Consider the following 25,020-nt stretch of genomic DNA (forward strand, 5'->3'; position numbering starts at 1 on the left):
ACTGACTCAATACCCAGTCAATATCCTTTCCACCAGTTCTTTTACTGCCGGTACGTAGCCATTCTCATAAAATGGATCTTGCTTAAATTTGTACACATTGTGCCCGGAAAACATGAGTTCGTTCTCAATATCACCGTCGTGTATAACGTTTTGCAGTGTTTTTTGTATGCAAAAACTACGCGGATCTGGCTTTCGTCCTGTTGAATGGTCACCATGATCTTTCCAATTGCTAAACAAACAATGGCTCAAACATCCCATACAATTGATTTGATCTTCTCTTATTTGTTTAAATTTATCTGGCGTCACAAAAATAACAGTTGAATCTGGGGTTTTCATTGCTTCTGTGTACCCTGCTTTAGTCCATGTATTTGCCAGTTCTTTGTCTTTTGCAGTAAGGTAGATCTTCCTACCTCTGCTACCCATTGCAAATTCACTATTGGATTCTTCGCTGGCATTTTCTGAAAAATTTACTTGATGTAATTTTCGTTCCTGTAACTCACGTATAAAATTATTCCTCACCGCAGATGAGTAAAACCCTGTTGGACTGAATTTATTTAAAAATACATCACCTTCTTCTAAAGTGAGTAGCTTCTTTTTCCACTCTGCAGAAATTGGGCTTTCTTTCGTCAAAAGTGGACGAGTGCCAAACTGAAAAGCTATTGGTCCAATTTGCAGATTGTCAAACCAATGTTCCCAATCTTTCAAATGCCACACTCCTCCTGCCATAACAATTGGTGTTTCTGAAAGACCGATCTCGTTCATGAAAGATCTAAGCTCTGCAACTCTTTCAAATGGAGCCTGTGGTAGCTCTGGGTCTTCACTGTTACTCAGTCCATTGTGCCCTCCAGCAAGCCATGGATCTTCATACACTACTCCACCAAGCAAATAGGAAGATATTCTTTGGTAAGCACGCTTCCATAATGCTTTAAAAGCACGCACCGATGAGATAATAGGGTAATAATAAACCTGATATTTAGCTGCAATTTCTCCAAGCCTATAAGGCATACCAGCACCGCAGGTAATACCATGAATCAAACCTTTCGCTCCTTCTAATATGCCATGAAGTACGCGTTCTGCTGCTCCCATCTCCCAAAGTACATTCATGTGTATTCTTCCATGACCTTTTGATATTTCATTTGCTATTCTTGCCTGACTAATTCCAGCTTCAATACTATACTCAATCAATTCACTATGCTTTTCATTTCTTGTTTTGCCTTTATAAATTAGTGGCACTAACTCGCCATTATCATCAATAAGCTTAGCATTTGCACCAGAAAATGTACCCACAGCATCTGCTGCAGCAAATGCTCCGCTTGATCTCCCATCACTAACTGCAATGCCTTTACCACCTTCGATGATTGGCCACACTTCCTTTCCTGAAATTACTATCTTTTTTATCTTATTTTTCAAAACTTCCTCGCAATCTTTCACTCTATTTTACTTAATTACTAAAAAAATGATAGCTGTTTATTTTTTCTTGTATCATTAAAGCTTCTGTAGCTACTCATGCTGTTGTAGTTTGAGAGCAGTTCCCATCGGAAGGGTGTCATTCCAGTGCTTGACACTGGAATCCAGTTTTTGATCAAAAATGTTGCTATAGTGCACAATCAATTTTCCTGGATCCAAGTAGTCTGGGCTACTTGGATGACACCATAGGGGGCTACTTGGATGACAGGGGAGGCTGCTGGGATCCTGACAACCGTCATCCCGCTGCTTGTTAGCGGGATCTAGAGATACCGCGGCGGTATGACGTAGAGCTACGTGTTTAGGTTTAATGAATCCACTATATCTTTTACTTGAGAAAAAACATACTCTTTGCTTACACTGGTATCGATAATAAAGTCACTCATCTTCCTTTTCTCCTCAATAGATAACTGAACATCGGAGATTAGATTAAGCTTTTCTTTATCTATGTTGCGTTCGTTAAGTCTTTGAGCTTGCACAACGCTATCTGCATGAACAAAAACAATAAGGTCGCAATATAAATAAAATTTTGTTTCTAATAGAAGTGGCACATCTAAAACTAAAAGTTTTCTATCGATCTTTTTTTCCTTGGCAATAAAAAATTCTAATTCACGCAGCACAGCAGAGTGAACCAAAGATTGAAATTGTTTCCAATTTTCATCGTAGGCTAAGAAATATTTAGACAGTACTGTTCTATCTATTTCACCATTTACTACCACTCCAGGAAAATTTTTCTCTGCATAACTTATTATGCTTTTATCCACTTTATAAAGTTGGTGTACAACAGAATCAGCATCAAATACAACAGCACCAAACTCTTGAAAGCAATTAGCTACAAAGCTCTTTCCTACCCCAATTCCGCCTGTTAGACTTATAATCATATAACAAAATACATTCGACTTCTTTTGAAACTATAGCTAAGGTTTCTCTATATATATTAACTAGATTTTCTAGATCTCAGTGTCAAGCACATAACTATACGAACATTGCAATTTGTAGGTGGTGTTATTCCAGTCTGGAATCTAGCTTTTATGTTGCATAGTGCACAATCAATTTTCCTGGATCCAAGTAGTCAGGGCTACTTGGATAACACCCTACTTAACCGTCATACCGCCGCGGTATCTCTTAGCCACTAACACGTAGCGGGATGACGATTGTCGATAAATCTAAGTTACTTTAGCAACAGTTATTCTCCACTAAATTACTCTGAATTTTGGTTATATTATTTGCGGATTTCACTGCTGAAATCTCAAATTTTGAGCTTGTGTTCAAAAATGATTCAACTGACCTGCCAAAAAAATCATATCTCCATCCCTTGAATAATTTATCTGTCTGTCCAGATATTGACCCGGTTAACTCATCTTTTGAAGAAACTAATTTCCTTGATATGTTACTTTCTTTACATTTACTATCTAAAATAATTGAGAGTATATCAAGTACAGATTTGTCATAATTACTCGATAAGGTGTTGTTTTGCTGCATCCAATTTCTCTCATTTTCATTAAAAATATTCACAAACTCTAGTAAATCCGCATCTTTTATATTTTTGTATTCCTCTTGAGATCATCTAAAATCTCATCAACATGCTCTACATTTTTTTCAATAAAATCAGCTATTACAGCATTATTGATTATTTTATTACGGTTCATATTATAGCGCTGTGCTAAGGTTTCTTGCCACTCACTAACTGCTTTAACAGTTAGTATCAATCTTGGATTTACTTCATAATTAAATTTAATCCTCTTCCATGCATCTTTTGGGCTATGTAAATACTTATTTATATCAACTATTGATTCCATCTCTTCTTGAAACCAACCCATCCTATTATTTTCTTCAAGTTTATTGCACAATATTTGGTATAGGTCATATAGGTGTACCACGTCGTTTACTGCATAATCTAACTGATCTTCGGACAACGGACGCCTTAACCAATCTGAATTTTTAGCTTTAATTTTATCCAGTGCTATTCTTTGATATTGCTCCACTACTTTTGAGTAACCAATAAAGTCATGATAATAATGACAAAACATAGCAGCAACTTGGGTATCAAAAATGGGAGTGGGAATACATTTAAACACAGTGAGTAAGGATTCTATATCCTGCCGGCAGCTATGAAACACTTTGGTTATCCCCTGATTTAGCATTATTTTCTTAATGAATGATAAATCAATTTCTGGCACTAATGCGTCTACAATAAAACTCTTCTCTCCGTAAGAAATTTGAATTAACGATAATTTTGGGTAGTAGATTAAATTATTTCTAATGAACTCCGTGTCAACTGCTATAAATTTCGGCTTTTTTGCTATTAACTCTTCACATGTATTCTCCAGTTCTGATGTTGTACTAATTAGCATATATTTTTTATTCAGTGGATTTATTTTATAATTTATATTAAATTTTTGCAATTAATGACTTCTTGCAGAACTTTCTATCACTCATTGGCATCACACAAATAGCCTTTTCCATCCCAATCCCAGTGCTTCCTTCTCCTGTCATCCCAGTGCCCTGACTACTTGGATCTAGCAAGCTTTGCTTGCAAATAAGTCTAATACGCGTCGCGTTTTATGCCAAAACACAATTGGAGTTACATGCAAAATAGATCCCAGACTGGGATGACAAAAAAAGGAGCACTGGGATGACAGCAGTCCTGCGTCATACCGCCGCGGTATCTCTAGATCCCGCTAACAAGTAGCGGGATGACGATTGTCGTTTAGCTATAAATATTAAGAAATTTACCAAACAAAAAAAAGGCAAAAGAAGCCCTGGGGTTATTATCCGCTTTAAAATATTGGCGTTTTTTATGTTTTAAACGCTTGACAAGCAAGATTAAGCTGCTTTTAATTGCAACTAACTTACGCTGCAAATGTTTAAGAAATTTACTAAGCAGAAAAAAAGACAAAGAATCCCCGAGTTAGCTAGTCTTTTACTATCTCTGTCGAGTATTGGCATTTTTTGATGTCTTGTAACGCTTTATAAGCGCGTTCAGCTTATTTAGATAAAAATCTAGATGTAGATGAAGTTTTGTAAAGACATATAGTATCTATATACTGCAAAAAATTGAACATAAGACGCCGATACATTAAGTAATCCTTACCTTTTAATCTGCAGATTGGCGAAAGCAAATACAATAGCTTCACTATCATGATAAGGGAGCTGGCGAAGGGTGTCAAGTAAGTTTTTCGTTTCTATAGCTACTACCACGATTGTATAGGTAATTCTTCACTTATAATAATGATTCAAGCCTTCAGCTCCTCAAACACTTCATTTGCTCTATTTAAAACAGAATCAGGAAAACCAGCAAGTTTTGCTACATGTATTCCATATGACTCATCTGCAATGCCTTCAATTACTTCATGTAGAAAAATAACCTCTCCGTTCCACTCTCTTATTTTTACACAAAAACATTTCACGTTCTTCAAGTATTTGCTTACTTTAGTTAATTCATGATAATGAGTTGCAAAAATGGCGCGGCACTTATTTACATTGTGAATATGTTCAATCACCGCCTGTGCAATAGATAATCCATCATACACCCCTGTGCCCCTACCAATTTCATCAAGTATCACCAAGGAACGGTCCGTTGCCTGATTTACTATCGTTGCTGTTTCGATCATCTCTACCATGAAGGTAGAATAACCAGCTGTTATATTATCCGTTGCGCCAACCCTGCTGAATATCTTGTCAATCACTCCAATATGTGCACTCTCTGCTGGCACAAATGACCCCATGTGAGCTAAAATTGCAATGAGAGCGTTTTGCCTCAAGAAAGTGCTTTTTCCAGCCATATTAGGACCAGTAATTAGATGTATACCAGCTAAATTGATGCTATTTGCAATGAATTTATCGTTAACTTCAACCACTGGATGTCTTCCGCTACAGATATTGAACTCTTTGCTGTCATCAATAATGGGTTTTACGTAATTATTTTGCACTGCAAGCTCTGCAAATGCGGTTCTAACATCAAGTTTTGCCAAAGCATTTGCAGCAAGAGCAATTTTTCAGATTCTTTAGCGACTTCACTACACAGTTCACTAAAAATTTTCATTTCTAAGCCGATTGCAGCATCACGTGCCGTAAGAATTTTATTTTCTAGTTCTTTCAATTCATTAGTAGTGTAGCGCATGCTATTTGCTAAGCTTTGCCTATGAATAAATATATCCGAAGTTATTTTGTGATTTGCCGACACTTCAACGTAATAACCAAGTATGTTGTTGTGTAATATTTTGAGTGCGGCAATGCCAGTAAGATCGCGATAAGATTCACGGAGCTTAGTTACCAACTTGTTACTGTTGTTCAATATATAAGATAACTCAGATAATTCTGAGTTGTATTTTGAGTGAATAAATCCTCCTTCTTTCACGGAACTGAGGTTATTATCGAGTATAGCACTATTTAACAGTTCAAATAGGTCTTTATGATTGCCAAGGCTTTTATGTATTGTGCTTAGTTCACTCTCGTCTGATTTTACTGTTATTCCAGCGCGTGACGCTAGCTGGATCTCAGTTTGGATGACATATTGTTGTGGGAGAGATCCATTTTCACCTGATTCAATTTTACATAAGAACTCAGACAATTCTAAAGTCTTTCCTAGGCCTATTTTCAATAGGTTCATATCCTTTGGTGAACTACGCCCTAGTATTAAGCGCGATAAAGACCTTTCAATATCCGGAATGTTAGATAATATCTCTCGTATTTTTCTGCGTGAATCATGATTATTTACAAAAAATTGAGCGGTGCTGAGCCTCAAATTGATTGCCTTGGAGCAAGCAAGGGGTGAAGCGAGCATTTGTTTGAGCAGGCGTCCACCAGAAGCTGTAACTGTATGATCAATAACTGAAATTAGTGAACCTTTCTTTTCACCAAATTGAGTTGAAAACAACTCAAGATTTCTCCTTGCTGAAGCATCAATAAGCATGAAATTTTGTTGCTTATAGGTTTTTGGGAATTCAAGCCTTGGAATAGAGCCCCTTTGTGTTACTCTGACATATTCAAGCAGTGCACCACACGCCATGATTTCTACTTTGCTGAAATTTCCTATACTCCCAAGTTCCCTGATTTTATAAAACTCGCATAATGTTCTGTGAGATTTACTATACTCAAAAAAGCTCTGTGCGTGTTGCGTAATTGATATTTTATAATTTTTTAAAATCGATCTAATTTTTTCATCCTCAGTGAATTTTTCAGAAATTAATAATTCTCTTGGTGATATACGCAATAAATCACTATCTAGAGCTTTCAAACTCGTTAAAGTGTGAAAAAATTTTCCCGTCGATAATTCAAGCCAACTAATAGCATATTCGTCATTTTGTTCAACTATGGATGCGAGATAATTATTGCTTTTATCCTCCAGTAGTGAATCTTCTATAATTGTACCTGGAGTTACAACTCGCACTACATCACGTTTTACTATGGATTTATAGCCCCTCTTTTTTGCTTCATCAGCAGTTTCTAATTGATCACAGATTGCTACTTTGAATCCTAAATCTATTAGCTTGTGCAGGTAAGATTCACTACTGTGTGCTGGCACTTCACACATTGGTATTTCTTGCCCACACGAATTACCTCTCTTAGTGAGCACTATATTCAGCAATTTCGCAGCTTTAATAGCATCATCGAAAAACAATTCATAAAAATCTCCTAGCCTATAAAATAGCAGATGATCTTTGTATTGAGCTTTCAGGTTCAAATACTGCTCCATCACAGGGGTGTTTTTTCTTTTACGAAGCTCATAATATTTTTTAATATATTGTATTGATAAACGTTATTATAGATTATATTGCACATGTGAATAACATAAATTTTAAATAGGTGTATAGAGGGGAAAATTTAAAACAATTAAATTTCTTGGATCCAAGTAGTCAGGACACTTGGATGACATAAAGAGTAGGAGTATTTGATGACAAAAAAACAAAAACACAGTTGTCATTCCAGCGCGTGACGCTGGAATCCAGAATATCCTAATTACAAGGTTTATTATTTAGTTTGAAAAATACTATAGCTTTTTCTATGTAAGTTGTGGCCCCTTTTTACCATTTGCGACAGTTGTATCATCAACAGATATTTCAGAGCTAACAGTGCTAATAGTTTTTTCTATCGCTTTAGCCTGTTCATAGTCTTGACTCAAAAAATACATGGCCAGTCCAATAGCTATACTAGCAACAAGAGAAGATGCTATCATTACACCTAGTATCATACCACCAGAAAGACTTACTGCAACACACACACCAGCTCCAAGTACAACACCAAGAAAACCACCAATTATTACGCCAGGCACCAAACTGCCTACCATAGCGCTTTCTTTTTTCGTATTAGCTTGTTTTTTCATACTTTTAATAAGCACTTCTTTTGTTTTTCCTTGAGCTAAATCTGAAGGAACTTTATTATCCGCGTTTTGTATCAAAGGATTTGCACTATATGTAACAAGCAGGGTGGTTATTTCTTCAGTTTTATTACCTATAACTGCATGATGTAGTAATGTATTTCCCTCTTCATCTTTAAAGTTTATATGAGTACGAAATTCTTCATCTAGATTTCTTATTGGGTTGTTTTTTGCATATATCCTAGATTGTATTGCTCCATCTAAGTATTGTATTACTTGTTCTAGTGATTGCTCGCCAGGATTTTGTATAAAATGAAGCAGAATTTCGTGTACTATCGCTTCCTTTGTAGTTTGTGGGCATTGTAAAGCGTAATTAAATGTCTGTGTAGTAATAACTTCTTCTTTTCTTTTTTTAAGAACAACCCTTAAATCTTCAATCGCCTTTTCACCATCTTTTATTCCAAGAATTATTGAATCCAAATTATTTATCATGCTATCCTCCTTGATTTGATTGCATTACTCATTAATAAATAATATAATAAATCCTGCTAAAAGTCAAGCAATTAATTAATAAGTTAATATAATCCTCCAAAAGGAGCTCCTTACTTTTTGTTCAGCATGTCCATTGGATCAGACTCTTTAAGCTTGCTGTTTGCTGAATTTATTCATCACAATAGCTACAATGTGCTATCGAAGTTCTCTGTAATCTTAGTTGGTTCTTCTAGAATATTCAAAATATCAGTTGCACAATAAACCCGATCTCTCTTTCCTTGAGAAGTTTGTGAAACGATGCCTAAATCTTCAAGCTTTACGATTGCTCTTTGGGCTGTTGTAAATACGACACCTAAGTTTTCAACCACTTTCCTTATAGTAAAGTAAGGGTTTAAAGACTATTCACTAAATCATTGTCCCATTCAAATTTTGGTGGCAAGGGGCTTGGTATAAATGCCTGATAACCAGCGAATACTTTGCCTGATGGTGATCCTTTAATATACATTCATTCAGCCTAGCACACTATTTTTATAGTATATATTATTTTCAAATAAAGTCAAAAATGAAAATAAGGCTTTATCTTATTTGCGTGCATGAAAATAAGAAACTCTCTTATTATTGATTTTGCTCAAAAACGAAAATAGAAGAAGCTGCTGAACTTTATATATCCTGTTTTTCTGGAGAACTGCTATAAAACTTCTGAGTGAAGTCACTTAATTTTTACACATCTATTGTAGAGTAAGAAGAACCGAATTTGAAACAAAAATGCTAACTGATGCTTGGACTTTACTGACACTTACACTACTTGAAACTATACTTAGTGTAGACAATTTAATCTTTATTTCTCTAGCAATAGATAAGGTACCAAATGCGCTGAGAGAAAGAGTGCGCCTTATGGGCCTTGGATTAGCACTATTAATGCGTTTTGTAATACTATTTTTACATCATCTATATTATCAATGCAAAAACCTATATTTCACACTGCATCAGCAAGGGATTTACTTATGATCGCAGGGGGATTATTCCTTATTGTTAAGAGCTCTATGGAGTTACGGGATGACATCTTTGTATGTAAGAAAAATAAAAAGAAAGCAAACGTTAAATCAAAATTTTTTTTAGTTGTGCTACAAATTATATTAATAGATTTAGTTTTTTCGGTTGATTCGATATTAACTGCTATAGCGCTAACTTATAACATGGTAATAATTGCTACAGAATTTACATTTTCCATGCTAGCAATGCTGTTTTTATCAAGTTATACCGCCCAGTTAATCAAATCTAACCCAGGGTTAAAAATAATCGCCATTTTATTTGTTTTACTTGTCGGTGTGTACCTCATACTTCATGGATTTCATATAGAATTACCAAAAGGATATTTGTATTCTTCATTTATGTTTGCACTGCTTGTGGAAATTATAAGCAAAATAAAGAAAATTAACCGTCATACCGCGATTCATTCGCGGTATCTCTAGATCCAGCTAACAAGCAGCGGGATCTTTTTGATTTACTCCCACTCAATAGTTGCGGGTGGTTTAGAAGTGATATCATAAACAACTCTATTTACTCCGGGAACATTATTAACAATTATACTGCCGACATTGCGTAAAAAATCCCAAAATACTAGCAAGTGTTGATCCTTATCTTCAAATGGAAATGCATCGGCTGTCATACCATCAGATGATGTTACAGCCCTTAAAGCACAAACATATCCATACGTACGACCATCTCCCATAACGCCTACAGTTTTTATTGGTAATAATACAGCAAAAGCTTGCCATATCTTATCATATAGATCGTAATTTTTCATCGTATTAATATATATTTCATCTACTTCTTGCAATATTTGCACCTTTTCTTTATCGACTTCACTTATAATCCTCACTGCAAGTCCGGGTCCAGGAAATGGATGTTGAAATATTATCTCGTCTGAAAGCCCAATTTCTTTTCCAAGTAGCCTTACCTCATCTTTAAAGAGGTAACGTAAAGGCTCCACTAACTTCAGATTCATCTTTTCTGGCAACCCACCAACATTATGGTGAGACTTAATTGTACTAGTGTTGTCTGAGGCATGCCCTGACTCAACTACATCAGAGTAGATGGTACCTTGCATCAAAAAATCCACATCACCTATTTTTTTTGCTTCTTCTTCAAACACTTCAATAAAAGTGTTACCGATAATTTTTCGCTTTTCTTCTGGATCAGTTATTCCCTTCAACCTACTCAAAAATAAATTTGATTTATCAACGTAATTTATCGGAATCTCTTTCAACATAGCGATGGTTTGGTTCTTGCGTAACAACCCAGTATCGATAAAAATACAGTTCAATTGTTTTCCTATAGCTTTATGTGTGAGAGCCGCTGCAACGCTTGAATCAACCCCACCACTTACTGCAGCGATTACTTTTTTCTCTCCTACTACATTTTTGATTTTTTCCTTTTGCTCCTCAATAAACGACTTCATTGTCCAGTCTCTTTTGCAATTTGCAATATCCAAGAAGTTAGAGAGCAATTTACTGCCATTTGTTGTGGGCTTAACCTCAGGATGGAACTGAGTACAGTAAATCTTCCGCTGTTCGTTGACAATCATTGCAATTGTTTGATTTATCACACCTGATGCGATAACAGTAAACCCCTGTGGTATAGTATCAACACTGTCCGCATGGTTCATTAATACATCCACTTCAGAATTAACATCCCAGGTATCCTTTACAATGGGGGATTCTTTTAGTATCTTGATTTTAGTTCTACCAAACTCCTGTTTGAAACTCTCTTTTACTTTTGCTCCAAAATAATGACAAATGAGTTGCTGTCCATAGCATATTCCAAGTATAGGAACGCTTGTTGCCTCATTAAGTTTTATAATTTCATGTACTACTCTACTTATTTCAGAACAATCATCATTTACAGATTGTGGTCCTCCAGAGAGAATAAACCCATTGAATTTTGATATTGTTTCAAAACTGATGTTGCTTGGAAATATCTCACAATAAACACCCATTCCTCTTACTTGTCTTGCGATAAGCTGTGTAAACTGTGAACCAAAATCAATAATGGCAATTGCTGACAATTTGCTCCTCCATATTATTTAAAATGATATCTGATAATAAAGAAAATAATGGAGTAAGTAAACCAAGACCTGTTTAAAAGCTTTAACGCGTGGTACAAGTTAGCTATATAGCTAATTTTCCTACACCATACCGCTGCGGCGCTAACTAGTAGCGGAATGACAGCAATCTACGTCATACCGCCGCAGTATCTCAGCCGCTAACAAGTAGCGGGATTATCTTCATGCTGCCACGAACCGTCATACCACCGCGAACCGTCATACCGCGATTCATTCGCGGTATCTCAGCCGCTAACAAGAGATCCCGCTAACAAGCAGCGGGATGACGAGGTATAAACTTTATCGTCATGCCACCGCGAACCGTCATACCGCGATTCATTCGCGGTATCTCGGCCGCTAACAAGTAGCGGGATGACGATTGTCGTTTAGCCATAAATATTTAAGAAATTTACCAAATGAAAAAAAAGGCAAAAGAAGCCCCGTAATTGGCTAATTACTTACATTATACTTTCAAGTATGGCGTTTTTTTATTCTAAACGCTTAATAACCGCGACTCAGCTGCTTTTAAATGCAACTAACCTTAGCTATAAATGTTTAAGAAATTTACTAAACAGAAAAAAAGGCAAAAGAAACCCTAGGGTAGCTAGTTATTCACTATCCATTTTTTAAGTTGGCGTTTTTTTATGTTTTAAACGCTTTATAAGCGCGTTTCAGCTTATGTAGGTAGAAGTTTTATAAAGACATAAGGTGCACATAGTGCAAAAAATTAAACATGAGACGCCAGATACGTGAGTTTTTTTGTCATTTAATCTGTACAGAGAAGATAAATAAATAGCTTCAATTTTATGATAAGAGGGCTGGCGGAGTTTGTCAAGGAAGTTTTTTCGTTTCTATTCCCAATAAAAGTGCGTTATATGGTTATGCAAGAAGTCTATTTACCCATTTGCTTAACTTTCTCTCTACTTTTTCTGAGTAAGGCCGCTATTGGCATGACAGACATTCATCGTAGTCAATATCTGTTTTTTGTTGCAATATTTCACTTTTTTTGAATATGTCATGCGAGACCTTATCGGCTCTCTGCATTGATTGTGATCTGCAGTAATATAAGCTCTTCAATCCTTTTTTCCAAGCAAGCATGTGTATTTTGTGCAAGTAACGTTTATGTACGTTGGCAGGTAAGAACAGATTTACTGATTGAGATTGACAAATATACGAAGTTCTATCACTTGCATGTTCTATAATCCATCTTTGGTCAAGCTCGTACGCTGTTTTAAATGTCAATTTTTCATGCTCACTAAGAAAATCTAAATGCTGAACGGAACCCTCGTTTGTTGAAATTGAAGACCATATTTTATCATTGTCTTGATTTTTTTCTGCTAATAGTTTTTGCAAGAATTTATTTCGCACTACAAATGAGCCTGTAAGTGTCTTTTGTATGAATACGTTTGCTGCGTATGGTTCTATTCCAGGGGAGGTATTACCTGCAATAATGGAGATCGAGGCAGTAGGAGCAATAGCGAGTTTGTGTGTAAACCTTTCCATTAGATCAACTTCTTTGGCATCAGAACATGCTCCCTTTTCTTCTGCTAATTTTTTAGAAACTATATCTGCTTGCTCGCGTAAATACTTAAATATTTTTTTATTCCATTGTTGTGCTGTTACTGATTCAAAAGGAACCATTTTGCTTTGTAAAAATGAGTGAAAGCCCATCACACCAAGACCAATACTGCGTTCTCTGGCTGCAGAATATTTTGCTCGCTGCATTTCATTCGGTGCTTTATTTATGAAATCTTCCAATACATTATCAAGAAAGCGCATTATATCTTCTATGAAGAGTTTATTGTCTTTCCATTCTTCGTAGTACTCAAGGTTTACGGATGATAGACAACACACAGCAGTGCGTGACTTATTCAGGTGATCATAACCTGTGGTTAAAGTTATTTCACTGCATAGATTTGACATCTTGATGTCTAAGTTGAGCTTTTTGTAAGATTCTGGCTTATTGTTATTTGTTGCATCAAGGAAAATAATGTAAGGTTCTCCAGTTTCAACTCTTGCTGTTAATATTTTGATCCATATATCCCGCGCTTTTACAGTTGAAATAACCTTATTGTTGTGAGGGCTTATTAAATTCCATTCTTGATCATTCTCAACAGCCTGCATAAATTTATCTGTTATTATTACAGCATGATGTATATTTAACGCTTTGCGATTTGGGTCACCGCCTGTTGGCTTGCGTAAATCTAGAAACTCTTCTATCTCCGGATGAGATACAGGAAGGTAGACTGCTGAACTTCCTCGCCTTAGGGATCCCTGACTAATTGCAAGTGTTAGAGCATTTTGCACTACAATAAATGGAACAATTCCTGATGTTTTGCCGCTACCCTTTACGCTTTCGCCTATTGAGCGTAAATTTCCCCAATAACTACCTATGCCTCCTCCACGTGCAGCAAGCCAAACATTTTCGTTCCATAGATCAACTATTCCCTGCAAGCTGTCTTCGGTTTCATTAAGAAAGCAAGAGATAGGTAACCCTCTCTTAGTGCCACCATTGCTGAGTATTGGTGTTGAAGGCATGAACCACAAGTTGCTCATGTAGTCATAAAGACGCTGCGCATGTTCTTTATTATCAGAATAGTAATTAGCAATACGTGCAAAGAGGTCTTGATAACTTTCATTTTCTATTAAATACCTGTCTGATAGAACTGCTTTTCCAAAGTCGGTTAATTTGCTGTCCTTTGCGTAATTAATGGTAATGTTATTCATAAAGTTCCTTTTATTCTTTTATTATATATAGGTACTTAAAAGTCATAGGTACTTAAAAGTCATTTTGAGCGATTTTTAAGTTAGGTTTTTCGGATTTTTTTGTTGATGCTGTAATGCAAACAAGATACCGTCAACCTGACTGCCATATATTTTACAGTAACTCATATAACTTATTTGCATATTTATTTCTTTTGCAACATGTTGAACATAACTTTCTGAGTGACGAAAATAGTCTCCTTTGTTTACAAAGTCAATACCTTCACCTTCCTTTCTTCTTATTAAACATACAATAATTCCTTTTTTGCTCGTAGATCTTTTTGCTAATTCCAACTCTTCTTGAAAGTCATGTAGATAATGTAGCACTTCAGCAAAGATAATTACATCATACTGCTGGTTTTTCTCTTGTTTAAGAAACTCTTTCATTTCCATATGTATTAATTCATTGTAAACAGGCTTACCTTTTATAAAGCATCCTCTTGCGATATTTAGCATTCTACTTGAAATGTCAATTCCTGTTATATGGTTTCCAATACTATTTATTTTCAAGAAATGACCACATATTCCAGTTCCACAACCAAGGTCGAGTATATTGAGCTCAGAAGTGGAGTTGTTGAAGATTTTTGTAATTATCATGTGTACAAGTTCATGCCCTCTATATTGTTTGGCAATCAACCAATGCTCAACAAAATATTCACCTGTGTAATCAAAATATTGTCTTATGAGGTTTTTTGGCAATTCTGTAATAGGCGCTGAGTTTGTCATTTTTTTTATATAGTAAGACGCCTCCTCGTGGTCATTATCTAATTTTAGTGCCCTTGTTAAATAATTATAAGCTTTGTTAGTATTCCCTACCGCAAAATGACACCTTCCGATGTTATACCAGACTATAGGTAAATGGGGGTAAAATATGCTAATTAACCAAAATCGTAACTTTGCATCTGATATGCTATCCTTATAAAAGTGATGTAAACCGATTTCAATGTTGGTGTTTAACAGGTTCTTAGATTTTTTAAGAAGCACTGTCATTTCTTTATGAAGAGTATTATATTTATTCACAATGAAGTGTTTTACTTTCTTAATATTTAATACGCCAATGAGCTTAGACATACAATTTAAAGCAACGTTTTTATAAAAGAGAGATTACTTTTCATACGTTAGAAATACTCCGAATGTTTATTATCATTTTTAGGCAATTGATTTTAACACATTTTATCTTACAAAATATCTTTTTTATTAATTTTTACTGTATATATAAGTTTACCACATATTTCTCAGATTATACTGTTTAGGATTGCTAGTATATTGTTGTTGATAATATAAGTAAATGTTTTGTGCAAAAAGGCGTTGACATATTATTTATTAGGTTATAACATATAAAAGATTAATTTAGTTTTTAGATGTTTGACAAGTTTTATGGTAGAGATTAATTTAATCTCAATTCAATTTTAATAATATTTAACTCTGCATATTCTGCATATAGTCGGATAAATAAATTATTAAGAGCACTTGATGGATGCCTTGGCGTTAAGAGGCGATGAAGGACGTGGCAGGCTGCGATAAGCTGTGGGGAATTGTCAACAAATTTTGATCCGCAGATTTCCGAATGGGGAAACCCAACTAGTTTAGCTAGTTATTACGTACTAAGTATGTAAAGCAAACTTGGTGAACTGAAATATCTAAGTAGCCAAAGGAAAAGAAATCAACCGAGATTCTGTTAGTAGTGACGAGCGAAAGCGGAAAAGGCTAGTGATTTAAGAATAAGAATTAGAATACTCTGGAAATAGTAACCATAGAAGGTGATAGTCCTGTATAAGTAGAAAGTTTTTAAATCCTTGAGTAGAGCGGGGCACGTGAAATCCTGTTTGAATATGGGGGGACCATCCTCCAAGCCTAAATACTCCTTAACGACCGATAGTGAACAAGTACCGTGAGGGAAAGGTGAAAAGAACCCCGGGAGGGGAGTGAAATAGAATCTGAAATCAAGTGCTTACAAACAGTTGGAGCTCTATATCAATTTATTGATATTTAGAGTGACAGCGTACCTTTTGCATAATGGGTCAGCGAGTTAATCTATGAAGCAAGCTTAAGCCGTTAGGTGTAGGCGTAGCGAAAGCAAGTCTGAATAGGGCGTTTTAGTTTTATGGATTAGACCCGAAACCAAGTGATCTAGTCATGACCAGATTGAAGGTGTGGTAAAACACACTGGAGGATCGAACCAGTTAATGTTGCAACATTATTGGATGAGTTGTGATTAGGGGTGAAAGGCCAATCAAACTTGGAAATAGCTGGTTCTCCGCGAAATCTATTTAGGTAGAGCGTTGTATGTATGTTGTTGGGGGTAGAGCACTGGATAGACTAGGGGGATTCACCGTCTTACCAAATCTAACTAAACTCCGAATACCAACAATTAATTATACAGCAGGCACACTACGGGTGCTAAGTCCGTGGTGAAGAGGGAAACAACCCAGATCACTATCTAAGGTCCCAAAATTACAGCTAAGTGGGGAAGGAAGTAGAAAAACCATTACAGCTAGGAGGTTGGCTTGGAAGCAGCCATCCTTTAAAGAAAGCGTAACAGCTCACTTGTCTAAATAAGTTTTTCTGCGCCGAAAATGTACCGGGGCTAAAGCTGTATACCGAAGATGTGAGTGCTTATTGATTTCGATCAATAGGCGCGGTAGCGGAGCGTTCCGTAAGTCTGTGAAGGTGGTTTGTGAAAACTGCTGGAGATATCGGAAGTGAGAATGCTGACATAAGTAGCGTAAAAGAGTGTGAAAAACACTCTCACCAAAAATCTAAGGGTTCCTACGTTAAGTTAATCTGCGTAGGGTTAGTCGGTTCCTAAGGCGAGTCCGTAAAGGAGTAGTCGATGGCAATTAGGTTAATATTCCTAAACCTCTTAAGTGTGACGGGTTTCGTATTTGTATAGATCTTATTGGATTGATCTATGCTTAAAAGAAGCTCCAGGAAATAGCACTTATATTTATGAGGCCGTACCGCAAACCGACACTGGTGGATGAGTAGAGTATACTAAGGTGTTGAAAGAATGATGTTGAAGGAACTCGGCAAATTATACCTGTAACTTCGGAAGAAGGGTAACCTGCTTTTAGGCAACTATGAGTAGGTGGCACAAAATAGGGAGTAGCGACTGTTTACTAAAAACACAGGACTCTGCAAACACGTAAGTGGAAGTATAGGGTCTGACGCCTGCCCGGTGCTGGAAGGTTAATAGGAAGGGTGCAAGCTCCGAATTGAAGCCCCAGTAAACGGCGGCCGTAACACTGACGGTCCTAAGGTAGCGAAATTCCTTGTCGGGTAAGTTCCGACCCGCACGAATGGCGTAACGATTTCTCCACTGTCTCCAACATCACTTCAGCGAAATTGAATTCCCCGTGCAGATGCGGGGTACCCGCGGTTAGACGAAGAGACCCCGTGCACCTTTACTATAGCTTTACATTGCTATTAAAAGTGTGATGTGCAGGATAGGTGGGAGACTTTGAAGTTATGGCGCTAGCTATAATGGAGTCAACCTTGAGATACCACCCTTTACACTTTTGATATCTAACTATGTTTCATTATCTGGAACTAGGACATTGTATGGTGGGTAGTTTGACTGGGGCGGTCGCCTCCTAAAAAGTAACGGAGGCGTGCGAAGGTAAGCTAGAACTGGTCGGAAATCAGCTTGATAGTATAATGGCATAAGCTTGCCTGACTGCGAGGCTGACAAGCCAAGCAGAGACGAAAGTCGGTCATAGTGATCCGGTGATTCTGTATGGAAGGGTCATCGCTCAACGGATAAAAGGTACGCCGGGGATAACAGGCTGATGGTGTTCGAGCGTTCATAGCGACGACACCGTTTGGCACCTCGATGTCGACTCATCACATCCTGGGGCTGAAGAAGGTCCCAAGGGTTCGGCTGTTCGCCGATTAAAGTGATACGTGAGTTGGGTTTAGAACGTCGTGAGACAGTTCGGTTTCTATCTGCCGTGGGTGAAGGAAATTTGAGAAGGTCTGACTCTAGTACGAGAGGACCGAGATGGATATACCTCTGGTGTACCAGCTGTTATGCCAATAGCATCGCTGGGTGGCTATGTATAGATGGGATAATTGCTGAAAGCATATAAGCAAGAAACCCTCTTCAAAAAGATTTCCCAATTAAGGCCGTGGAAGACTACCACGTTGATAGGCTAGGTGTGGAAGCATGGTAACATGTGAAGCTAACTAGTACTAATAGCCTGATTGATTTATTTGCTTTCTATATGTGTGTATGCAGTGTTAAATATTAAGTTAAAATTGTTAAGTTAGAAATTTTTATTGACTTGGTGGCTATAGCAAAAATGAACCACCCGATCTCATCTCGAACTCGGAAGTGAAACTTTTTAGCGCTGATGGTACTTGAAAAGGGAGAGTAGGTCGCCGCCAAGTTTATAAAAATTTCTTTGTTAATTAGACAGTAGGTATACTTATATTTTAACTTTCTTGTTTTGTTACTATTCTTTAAGTTTTTACTTTAACTACGATATCTTTTTTTTCTTATATGTTCTTGGTCATTTTCTACATTATTTAGCATTGTTCCTACTTCCCCTAATTGATTCCCTTTTGAAGGAGAATTACTGACTTCTGGTAATATTACATTACCTCCCACTTTTTTAAATAATTCTTCTTGTTGGCGAAATGCTGACCTCCAATCTGTTCCTGTTCCTTTAGGAAGAAATAAGAATTGATACATCTGACCAAAGCCTGTGTTATTTACCTCTTTTATATGCTCTACCATTCACCACACCCATTAACTATTTTTAAAAATTTTACCTATATTATCATAAAAAATATAGTTGTAAATACCTTAATTGAGATTTTTTTTATTTTATCTTTTTTAAGCAAATAGTTAGATCTTTTTGTAAATTTTTATAACTTGCTTGCATAATGTTTCTATGAGTTAGTATTATGTAGTAGTGCCCTATATTACTTATATTTAAAATGCTAATTTTAGCAAGCATTCGTAGTTGCCTTTTTATTTTATTTCTTTTTGCTGCTTTTCCGGTTTTTTTACTGATAGCCAGACCTACTCTAATAGTATGAATGTACTTTTCAGGTTCTCTTTCTTTTATAGCGTACAGTGATATATAAAGCCCACGATAAAAAAGACTGTTGAGTGCTAACTTATTTTTGAAAGCAGAAGAAAAATCTTTTTTTTTATACTTACTATGCGCATAATTTGTTACACCCTAATGAACGGCGCCTATTAAGGATTTTTCTTCCAGCTCTTGTTGCCATACGTGAACGAAATCCGTGTCTGCGCTTTCTTATCAAATTTTTTGGTTGAAATGTTCTCTTCATTGTTTTTATATTAATATAATTATTTATTTTAAATTGTTTTACTTTATTGTCAAATAATGGTGAACTTGTATGACATTTTCGTAGAATAAAATTTGATGCATGGAAGAATGAATTCGGTGATAGTCATACCTGTCTTACTAATCCTTTTATTTTGTTTTAGTAGGTTTCAAGAAGTAAATAAGGTTAAATCTTATCTATATCTTAGTTGTGTATGGATGCTAACTTGGTTGTTAGTATTCTATAATAATTGTTTTGTAACTTTTATTTCTATAGCGTTACTTTTTTTCATGCTTGCTTTTATCTTTAAAAATAAAAGAAATAAGATAATAAAACTTTCGTTATTTGTGGCTTTGGCCATATCATTTTTTATCACTTTATTTATAATGCTGTCTATTTTTATTCAATCCATTAGTTTTTTTAATAAAGTAGCTATTTCAGAATTCTTGTTTTGCTTGAAATGGGGCCACAATGTAGTCACTATCAATGAAGAGAAGATAGGATGTTTTGGTATAGCGCCGCTTTTAGTTGGTACATTACTTATAACTATTATAGCAATGTTAGTTGTCGTTCCGCTTGGTTTATTTTCTGCAATATATATTAGTGAATATGCGAGTGAGAAAGTGCGTTATATTGTTAATACAACTTTGCAAGTTTTGTCTGCTATTCCTACGGTTGTATATGGATATTTCGCGGTTGTGTTTTTGTCTTTCTTTATAAAGCAGGTAGCAAATTTTTTTGGTTTAAGTATACACTCAGAAAGTGCCTTAGTTGCCGGTTTATCGATTGGGATAATGATTCTTCCTTTTATTATTTCTTTACTCGAAGATGCCATAAGATCTGTTCCAAAAAGCTTGCGTTATGGCTTCATGGCACTTGGTGCAACTCCAGCGGAAACTATATGGCATATAACAATACCTTATGCAATGCCTACAATTTTAAGTGCAATTTTATTGTCAATTTCAAGAGTGATAGGTGAAACAATGATTGTGCTAATGGCTGTGGGAATCAACGCAAATTTGACTTTTAACCCTCTTAATTCAGTTACTACCATTACCGTGCAGATCGCTACATTACTTACCGGAGATCAGGATTTCAATAGTGTACAAACTCTTGCTGCTTATGCGCTTAGTTTAGTATTGTTTATTATTACTTGGCTATTAAATGCATTTGCATTGTTTGTAATGAAGCGTAACTAGTAAGCGTTTTAATGTTGCAAAATTTCTATTAATAATATAAAATTTATTTTCTTTAGAAGTTCTTTTATGGAATTATAGTGTTAGGTGATAAAAATAAAGAGATGAATATAGGTAGAGCGATTAAGGTAACTCAAGCAGTTGTTGATATAAAATTTGAAGGTGAATTGCCTAAAATATTTAATGCTTTAAAAAGCAAACTAAAATATAAGGATAAGGAGCTGGTTTTAGAAGTTTCGCAGCATATAGGTGACAATATAGTTCGTTGTATTGCTATGGATAGCACAGATGGCATGTCAAGGGGGGATGAATTTGTTGATACAGGTGCACCAATATCGGTGCCAATTGGGCGTTCAACTTTAGGAAGGATTTTTAATGTTGTTGGAGAGCTTATAGATGAGTGTGGTCCACTGAAGGGAAAGTATAACTTAGAGCCTATACACAGAGCACCTCCAAGTTTTACTGAACAGAGAATACAGGAAGAAGTTTTAGTTACGGGAATAAAAGTTATGGATCTTCTTGCACCTTATCTTAAAGGAGGAAAAATTGGCTTATTTGGTGGAGCCGGTGTTGGTAAAACAGTCCTAATAATGGAATTAATTAATAATATAGCAAAAGCTCATAAAGGATTTTCTGTGTTTGCCGGGGTAGGGGAGAGAACGCGTGAAGGTAACGATCTTTATCACGAGATGATCACTTCAAATGTAATAAATATAAATGAGCATGAAAAATCTCAAGCTGTTTTGGTTTATGGTCAGATGAATGAGCCTCCTGGAGCAAGGGCTAGAGTTGCTTTAACAGCACTTACTATGGCAGAGTATTTTCGTGACCGTGAAAACCAAGATGTTCTATTTTTTGTGGATAATATCTTTAGATTTACACAAGCTGGTTCTGAAATTTCTGCTTTACTTGGAAGAATACCGTCAGCTGTTGGTTATCAGCCAACCCTTGCAACTGATATGGGTGCAATGCAAGAAAGAATAGCTTCAACAACTTCTGGCTCTATTACTTCTGTGCAAGCTATATATGTTCCTGCGGACGATTTGACTGATCCAGCCCCAGCAACTACATTCTCTCACCTTGATGCAACCACAGTGTTGTCAAGGCAAATAGCTGAAATGGGAATATACCCTGCTGTTGATCCACTTGATTCAACTTCTCAGTCTTTATCTGCTGAAATCATTGGTGAAGAACATTATAATGTAGCTTCTGAGGTGAAACGTATATTGCAAACTTATAAATCACTGCAAGATATTATCGCAATACTTGGTATGGATGAGCTATCTGATGAAGATAAAATTATTGTTGATAGGGCTCGGAAGATTCAGAAATTTCTTTCTCAACCTTTTCACGTTGCAGAAATATTTACTGGCATGCCTGGTAAATTTGTTTCACTTTCTGATACTGTTTCCAGTTTTAAAGGGATTGTTGAAGGCAAATATGATCACTTACCAGAGGCTGCTTTTTATATGGTGGGGAATATAGATGAAGCAATAAAAAAGGCTGAATTAATACAAGCTGAAGCTAAATAAAAGTTAAAGATTATGAATACTTTTAAAGTGCGATTTTTCTCTCCTGATGATCAAATTTCATTCAGTGGAGTGGTTTCTCTTTCAGTAACTGGGCTCGAAGGGGAGCTTATGATTTTAGCTCACCATGCTCCTTACTTAATTTATTTATTGCCTGGTATGATTACTGTTAAAATGAGTAACCAAACAGAAAAGAAGGTTGTAATTGATAGTGGCGTATTAGAAGTTGCAAATAATAATTGTAGCATTATAACAAGTCAAATTCAGGTTTTTGATCGTGCAATTCATGATGAGAAATCGTTTAAAAATAAGAGAATTAGTATATATTTAAGTTATCTTGATGAGAAGTTTCTTTCTTAGTTATTTTAGGCAAAAAGTCAATTATCATTCAAGTGGCTATAAGATTTTTGCTCAGGGGGCTCTTTTTTGTCATCCCAGAAACCCCGGGGTGTCATCCCAGTGTCGGAGTACTTTAGGTGTATGATCCCAGAGTGTGATGGTATGGGACCATACACCTAATCAAATAAAAATTAAAGAAGGAGAGTTGGTTGTAACGGTTGGAGATAACGACTTTGTTTTACCTGGAATTTACGTTGGATAAACTACAAAAAATAACAGGTAAAAATCAACGTAAATTTAAGATAAATCGATTTTATTAGTATTATTAAATCAAAATCTGTTTTTAATTAATCAATAATACTTTTTACATATTTTCATCCCCTTTCATGGATTTTTAATTTTATAGATGATATCTAATATTATTAGAAGCATTGTAAAATATCTTATGAGAAAAGTTATAAAATATATTAGCATTATTGGTATTGCATGTTTAGTATTGTTATTTTTTATATCTAATGTGGAAACACGCGTAAAAACACAGGAAGAACAATTATTCCTAGCTGTAGAAGATGGTAATGCACAAGAAGTAAAACTATTACTCAAAAATGGTGCAGACCCAAATTGACCTTACCCAGAAAAAGTAGAGAGAAAGTTAAGACGTTTTTATCATGAGAATAAATTGTGCAGGAATGCAATAGTTAATAGTAGAATGTCTACGTTATTTGTTATAAAAGATTTCTATGTATTCAAATATGGCAGTTCTGGTTTGTTGAGCGAGAAGTATCAATAAGCAGCTCCCTTTTAAGTGAACTTTTCTGCAACAGAGTTATCGTAACAACAGCCCTTATGGCTCATGCTGGAAATGATGTTTTTTGTATTCAATAGAAATTGGTAATTTTGAGAGGTATACTGTGACCCTTGATCGCTATGTAACAGCAGATTTTTATCGGGTTTGCGTTTATCAACGGCCATCAATAAAGAATCTATAACTAATTATCATGTTACTCATTAACCACCATGCGTGAATATAGGTCAATTATTGCCGCCAACAACCTTCTTTAGTTTTTATGTAGGTAATCCCAAACTTTATTTGGCTGATCAGTAGTAAAATTTTGATCCAATGTGTTCGGAGCCACAACTCGGTTGCTTATTTGCTGTTTTTTATTTTTGAACCTTCGTCTAAACTTGGCTTTAATGCCATTTTCTTGCATAACACTTTGTACTGTTTTAATTTTTGCCTAAAGCTTTTAATTCAGCGTGAATTTTAGGGGCTCCATATCTGCATTTAGAAGCTTGATGTATTTTTTGAATATCTGCTAGAAGCCCTTCTTTTGCTAATTCTTTACTGCTTTTTTCCTTAGCAACCCATACCACCAGTACAAAACCCTACATAGTTCCTGTGTTTTATAGCAATTTCTATATAAAAGAATACTTTACTCTTTTTCTTTGCCCAGGGCTTTTTTTAAGATGTCTCTTTCTCTTATTAGCTCTTTTTTTAGATCAAATCTTTCTTTGTCATAAGGAGCCTTTGCCTGGAAATGCGTATGCTCCAGACATTTTCCATTATATTTTCTTACTTAACATACTGCCATCTATACCTAGATCTTTTGCTATTTTTGTACTTGCTTGACCTGTTTCTTTAACCAGCTTAACAGCTTCTAATTTGAATTCTGCTGTATATTCTCTTCTATTTGTCATATTTTGAAAAAACGTTTTATTTTACTCCAAAAACGTCTTAACTTTCTCTCTACTTTTTCTGGGTAAGGTCACTACTTGGATGACAGATAGTAGTGCGAAAGTCTCTTACAACTTACTTTTAATTAGTCTAACCCATGCGTGCCAATCCCTCTCACCAAGATTGCTTTCAAAAGATAGGAGATCCTTTACAGCTTTTGAGCAAATTTCTTCACTTGGAATTGATAACTCCTTATTCATTGCTAACGTTAAACATTGAGTTTTGCACGCTTGTTCTAAATGATACGAGTAAAACATTGCTTCTTGTATAGTCCGACCACACGTTATAGATCCATGATTACGCATTAACATGACAAAATTTTCTTTCAGATCAGCTATTAACCTCTTTCCTTCTGTATCGCTAAGTGCTAGGGAATTATAATTATGGTAAGAGATTTTATTGTAAAAGTGCAGTGCCCATTGACTTATAGGAAGCAGCCCATCTTTGAGAGAAGAAACCGCTACAATAGAAGGTGTATGCAAGTGAAAAATTGCTTGAATATCTTTCCTTGCTTGATAAACAAAACCATGAATTATATAGCCAGTTCTATTATATTGATATTCTTTGCCTTCAATTACATCTCCATCAAATGATACTTTCATTAACGAACGTTCATCTACTTCATCAAAACGCATACCAAACGGATAAATATAAAACGACTTTTGATCTTCAGAACGCACTGAAAGGTGAGTATATGTATGATCATCGAACTTAAGGTAGGACAAAATCTGATAGGCATAGACTAGATCCCTTTTTACTCTGCTCTTTGTTAACAACACAAT

At 35.7% G+C, this 25,020-nt stretch carries 14 protein-coding genes, 2 rRNA genes and 6 pseudogenes; 7 read left to right on the forward strand and 15 right to left on the reverse strand.

Going from position 1 to position 25,020, the window contains the following annotated elements; genetic code table 11:
* Window positions 1-6: 6 nt before the first annotated feature.
* The 7 genes and pseudogenes from J4T77_RS00905 to J4T77_RS00935 all read right to left on the reverse strand — a co-directional run bounded on the left by J4T77_RS00905 (window position 7) and on the right by J4T77_RS00935 (window position 8,643).
* Window positions 7-1,410: an NAD(P)H-dependent flavin oxidoreductase gene (locus tag J4T77_RS00905; RefSeq protein ID WP_138265073.1), complete on the reverse strand. Its 1,404-nt coding sequence runs from the start codon at window positions 1,408-1,410 to the stop codon at window positions 7-9.
* A gap of 347 nt (window positions 1,411-1,757) precedes the next feature.
* Window positions 1,758-2,345 (reverse strand): dephospho-CoA kinase, encoded by a 588-nt coding sequence (gene coaE / locus J4T77_RS00910; protein WP_006280338.1) that lies wholly within the window; start codon window positions 2,343-2,345, stop codon window positions 1,758-1,760.
* A gap of 295 nt (window positions 2,346-2,640) precedes the next feature.
* Window positions 2,641-3,818 (reverse strand): annotated as a pseudogene (locus J4T77_RS00920) (ribonuclease D).
* A 37-nt stretch (window positions 3,819-3,855) separates the two neighbouring features.
* A complete protein-coding gene (locus J4T77_RS06985; protein WP_010962423.1) occupies window positions 3,856-3,990 on the reverse strand; it encodes a hypothetical protein in 135 nt (44 codons plus the stop codon).
* A 710-nt stretch (window positions 3,991-4,700) separates the two neighbouring features.
* Window positions 4,701-7,194: pseudogene (mutS, locus tag J4T77_RS00925) on the reverse strand (DNA mismatch repair protein MutS).
* Between the two features lie 274 nt (window positions 7,195-7,468).
* The gene (locus J4T77_RS00930; RefSeq protein WP_010962425.1) at window positions 7,469-8,275 is read right to left on the reverse strand and encodes an ankyrin repeat domain-containing protein; all 807 of its coding nucleotides are present in this window, start codon (window positions 8,273-8,275) and stop codon (window positions 7,469-7,471) included.
* 185 nt (window positions 8,276-8,460) lie between these two features.
* The gene (locus J4T77_RS00935) at window positions 8,461-8,643 is read right to left on the reverse strand and encodes a hypothetical protein (protein WP_006279522.1); all 183 of its coding nucleotides are present in this window, start codon (window positions 8,641-8,643) and stop codon (window positions 8,461-8,463) included.
* Window positions 8,644-9,040: 397 nt separating this feature from the next.
* Here J4T77_RS00935 and J4T77_RS00940 point away from each other — a divergent pair.
* A pseudogene (locus J4T77_RS00940) lies at window positions 9,041-9,747 on the forward strand (TerC family protein).
* A 32-nt stretch (window positions 9,748-9,779) separates the two neighbouring features.
* On the opposite strand, the gene guaA reads toward J4T77_RS00940, so the two are convergent.
* From guaA to J4T77_RS00955, 3 genes and pseudogenes are all read right to left on the reverse strand, one after another.
* Window positions 9,780-11,342 carry a glutamine-hydrolyzing GMP synthase gene (gene guaA / locus J4T77_RS00945; protein WP_233641060.1) on the reverse strand — a complete coding sequence of 521 codons (1,563 nt, stop codon included), beginning with the start codon at window positions 11,340-11,342 and terminating at the stop codon, window positions 9,780-9,782.
* 978 nt (window positions 11,343-12,320) lie between these two features.
* The gene (locus J4T77_RS00950; RefSeq protein WP_233641061.1) at window positions 12,321-14,105 is read right to left on the reverse strand and encodes a ribonucleoside-diphosphate reductase subunit alpha; all 1,785 of its coding nucleotides are present in this window, start codon (window positions 14,103-14,105) and stop codon (window positions 12,321-12,323) included.
* Window positions 14,106-14,180: 75 nt separating this feature from the next.
* Window positions 14,181-15,256, reverse strand: a pseudogene (locus J4T77_RS00955) (class I SAM-dependent DNA methyltransferase).
* A gap of 335 nt (window positions 15,257-15,591) precedes the next feature.
* Here J4T77_RS00955 and J4T77_RS00960 point away from each other — a divergent pair.
* Window positions 15,592-18,357 (forward strand): 23S ribosomal RNA (locus J4T77_RS00960).
* Between the two features lie 66 nt (window positions 18,358-18,423).
* Window positions 18,424-18,530 (forward strand): 5S ribosomal RNA (gene rrf / locus J4T77_RS00965).
* Window positions 18,531-18,615: 85 nt separating this feature from the next.
* Here rrf and J4T77_RS00970 read toward each other — a convergent pair.
* From J4T77_RS00970 to rpmH, 3 genes and pseudogenes are all read right to left on the reverse strand, one after another.
* A complete protein-coding gene (locus tag J4T77_RS00970) occupies window positions 18,616-18,879 on the reverse strand; it encodes a hypothetical protein (RefSeq protein ID WP_010082134.1) in 264 nt (87 codons plus the stop codon).
* Window positions 18,880-18,964: 85 nt separating this feature from the next.
* Window positions 18,965-19,240 (reverse strand): annotated as a pseudogene (rnpA, locus tag J4T77_RS00975) (ribonuclease P protein component); the annotation flags it as partial.
* A gap of 67 nt (window positions 19,241-19,307) precedes the next feature.
* The gene (gene rpmH, locus J4T77_RS00980; protein ID WP_006279898.1) at window positions 19,308-19,442 is read right to left on the reverse strand and encodes a 50S ribosomal protein L34; all 135 of its coding nucleotides are present in this window, start codon (window positions 19,440-19,442) and stop codon (window positions 19,308-19,310) included.
* 107 nt (window positions 19,443-19,549) lie between these two features.
* Between rpmH and pstC the strand changes: the two genes are divergently transcribed.
* From pstC to J4T77_RS01000, 4 genes are all read left to right on the forward strand, one after another.
* Window positions 19,550-20,638 (forward strand): phosphate ABC transporter permease subunit PstC, encoded by a 1,089-nt coding sequence (gene pstC / locus J4T77_RS00985; protein ID WP_038199744.1) that lies wholly within the window; start codon window positions 19,550-19,552, stop codon window positions 20,636-20,638.
* A gap of 101 nt (window positions 20,639-20,739) precedes the next feature.
* Window positions 20,740-22,167: a F0F1 ATP synthase subunit beta gene (gene atpD / locus J4T77_RS00990; RefSeq protein ID WP_190321193.1), complete on the forward strand. Its 1,428-nt coding sequence runs from the start codon at window positions 20,740-20,742 to the stop codon at window positions 22,165-22,167.
* 12 nt (window positions 22,168-22,179) lie between these two features.
* Window positions 22,180-22,524 carry a F0F1 ATP synthase subunit epsilon gene (locus J4T77_RS00995; RefSeq protein WP_233641063.1) on the forward strand — a complete coding sequence of 115 codons (345 nt, stop codon included), beginning with the start codon at window positions 22,180-22,182 and terminating at the stop codon, window positions 22,522-22,524.
* A gap of 424 nt (window positions 22,525-22,948) precedes the next feature.
* Window positions 22,949-23,128 (forward strand): ankyrin repeat domain-containing protein, encoded by a 180-nt coding sequence (locus J4T77_RS01000; protein WP_223823054.1) that lies wholly within the window; start codon window positions 22,949-22,951, stop codon window positions 23,126-23,128.
* A 93-nt stretch (window positions 23,129-23,221) separates the two neighbouring features.
* Here J4T77_RS01000 and J4T77_RS07470 read toward each other — a convergent pair.
* Together J4T77_RS07470 and J4T77_RS01015 are read right to left on the reverse strand one after the other, a co-directional pair.
* Window positions 23,222-24,201, reverse strand: a pseudogene (locus J4T77_RS07470) (IS3 family transposase).
* A gap of 105 nt (window positions 24,202-24,306) precedes the next feature.
* Window positions 24,307-25,017 (reverse strand): class II aldolase/adducin family protein, encoded by a 711-nt coding sequence (locus tag J4T77_RS01015; protein WP_010082280.1) that lies wholly within the window; start codon window positions 25,015-25,017, stop codon window positions 24,307-24,309.
* Between the last annotated feature and the right edge of the window lie 3 nt (window positions 25,018-25,020).

This window comes from Wolbachia endosymbiont of Drosophila innubila (assembly GCF_021378375.1).
GTDB classification, from domain to species: Bacteria; Pseudomonadota; Alphaproteobacteria; order Rickettsiales; family Anaplasmataceae; genus Wolbachia; species Wolbachia pipientis.

What these genes read in the sequence shown, in the direction of transcription:
- coaE (WP_006280338.1), bottom strand. Translation starts at nt 2,345, where the DNA reads ATGATTATAAGTCTAACAGGCGGAATTGGGGTAGGAAAGAGCTTTGTA.
- J4T77_RS00930 (WP_010962425.1), bottom strand. Translation starts at nt 8,275, where the DNA reads ATGATAAATAATTTGGATTCAATAATTCTTGGAATAAAAGATGGTGAA.
- J4T77_RS00950 (WP_233641061.1), bottom strand. Translation starts at nt 14,105, where the DNA reads ATGAATAACATTACCATTAATTACGCAAAGGACAGCAAATTAACCGAC.
- J4T77_RS00970 (WP_010082134.1), bottom strand. Translation starts at nt 18,879, where the DNA reads ATGGTAGAGCATATAAAAGAGGTAAATAACACAGGCTTTGGTCAGATG.
- rpmH (WP_006279898.1), bottom strand. Translation starts at nt 19,442, where the DNA reads ATGAAGAGAACATTTCAACCAAAAAATTTGATAAGAAAGCGCAGACAC.
- pstC (WP_038199744.1), top strand. Translation starts at nt 19,550, where the DNA reads ATGAATTCGGTGATAGTCATACCTGTCTTACTAATCCTTTTATTTTGT.
- atpD (WP_190321193.1), top strand. Translation starts at nt 20,740, where the DNA reads ATGAATATAGGTAGAGCGATTAAGGTAACTCAAGCAGTTGTTGATATA.
- J4T77_RS00995 (WP_233641063.1), top strand. Translation starts at nt 22,180, where the DNA reads ATGAATACTTTTAAAGTGCGATTTTTCTCTCCTGATGATCAAATTTCA.
- J4T77_RS01000 (WP_223823054.1), top strand. Translation starts at nt 22,949, where the DNA reads ATGAGAAAAGTTATAAAATATATTAGCATTATTGGTATTGCATGTTTA.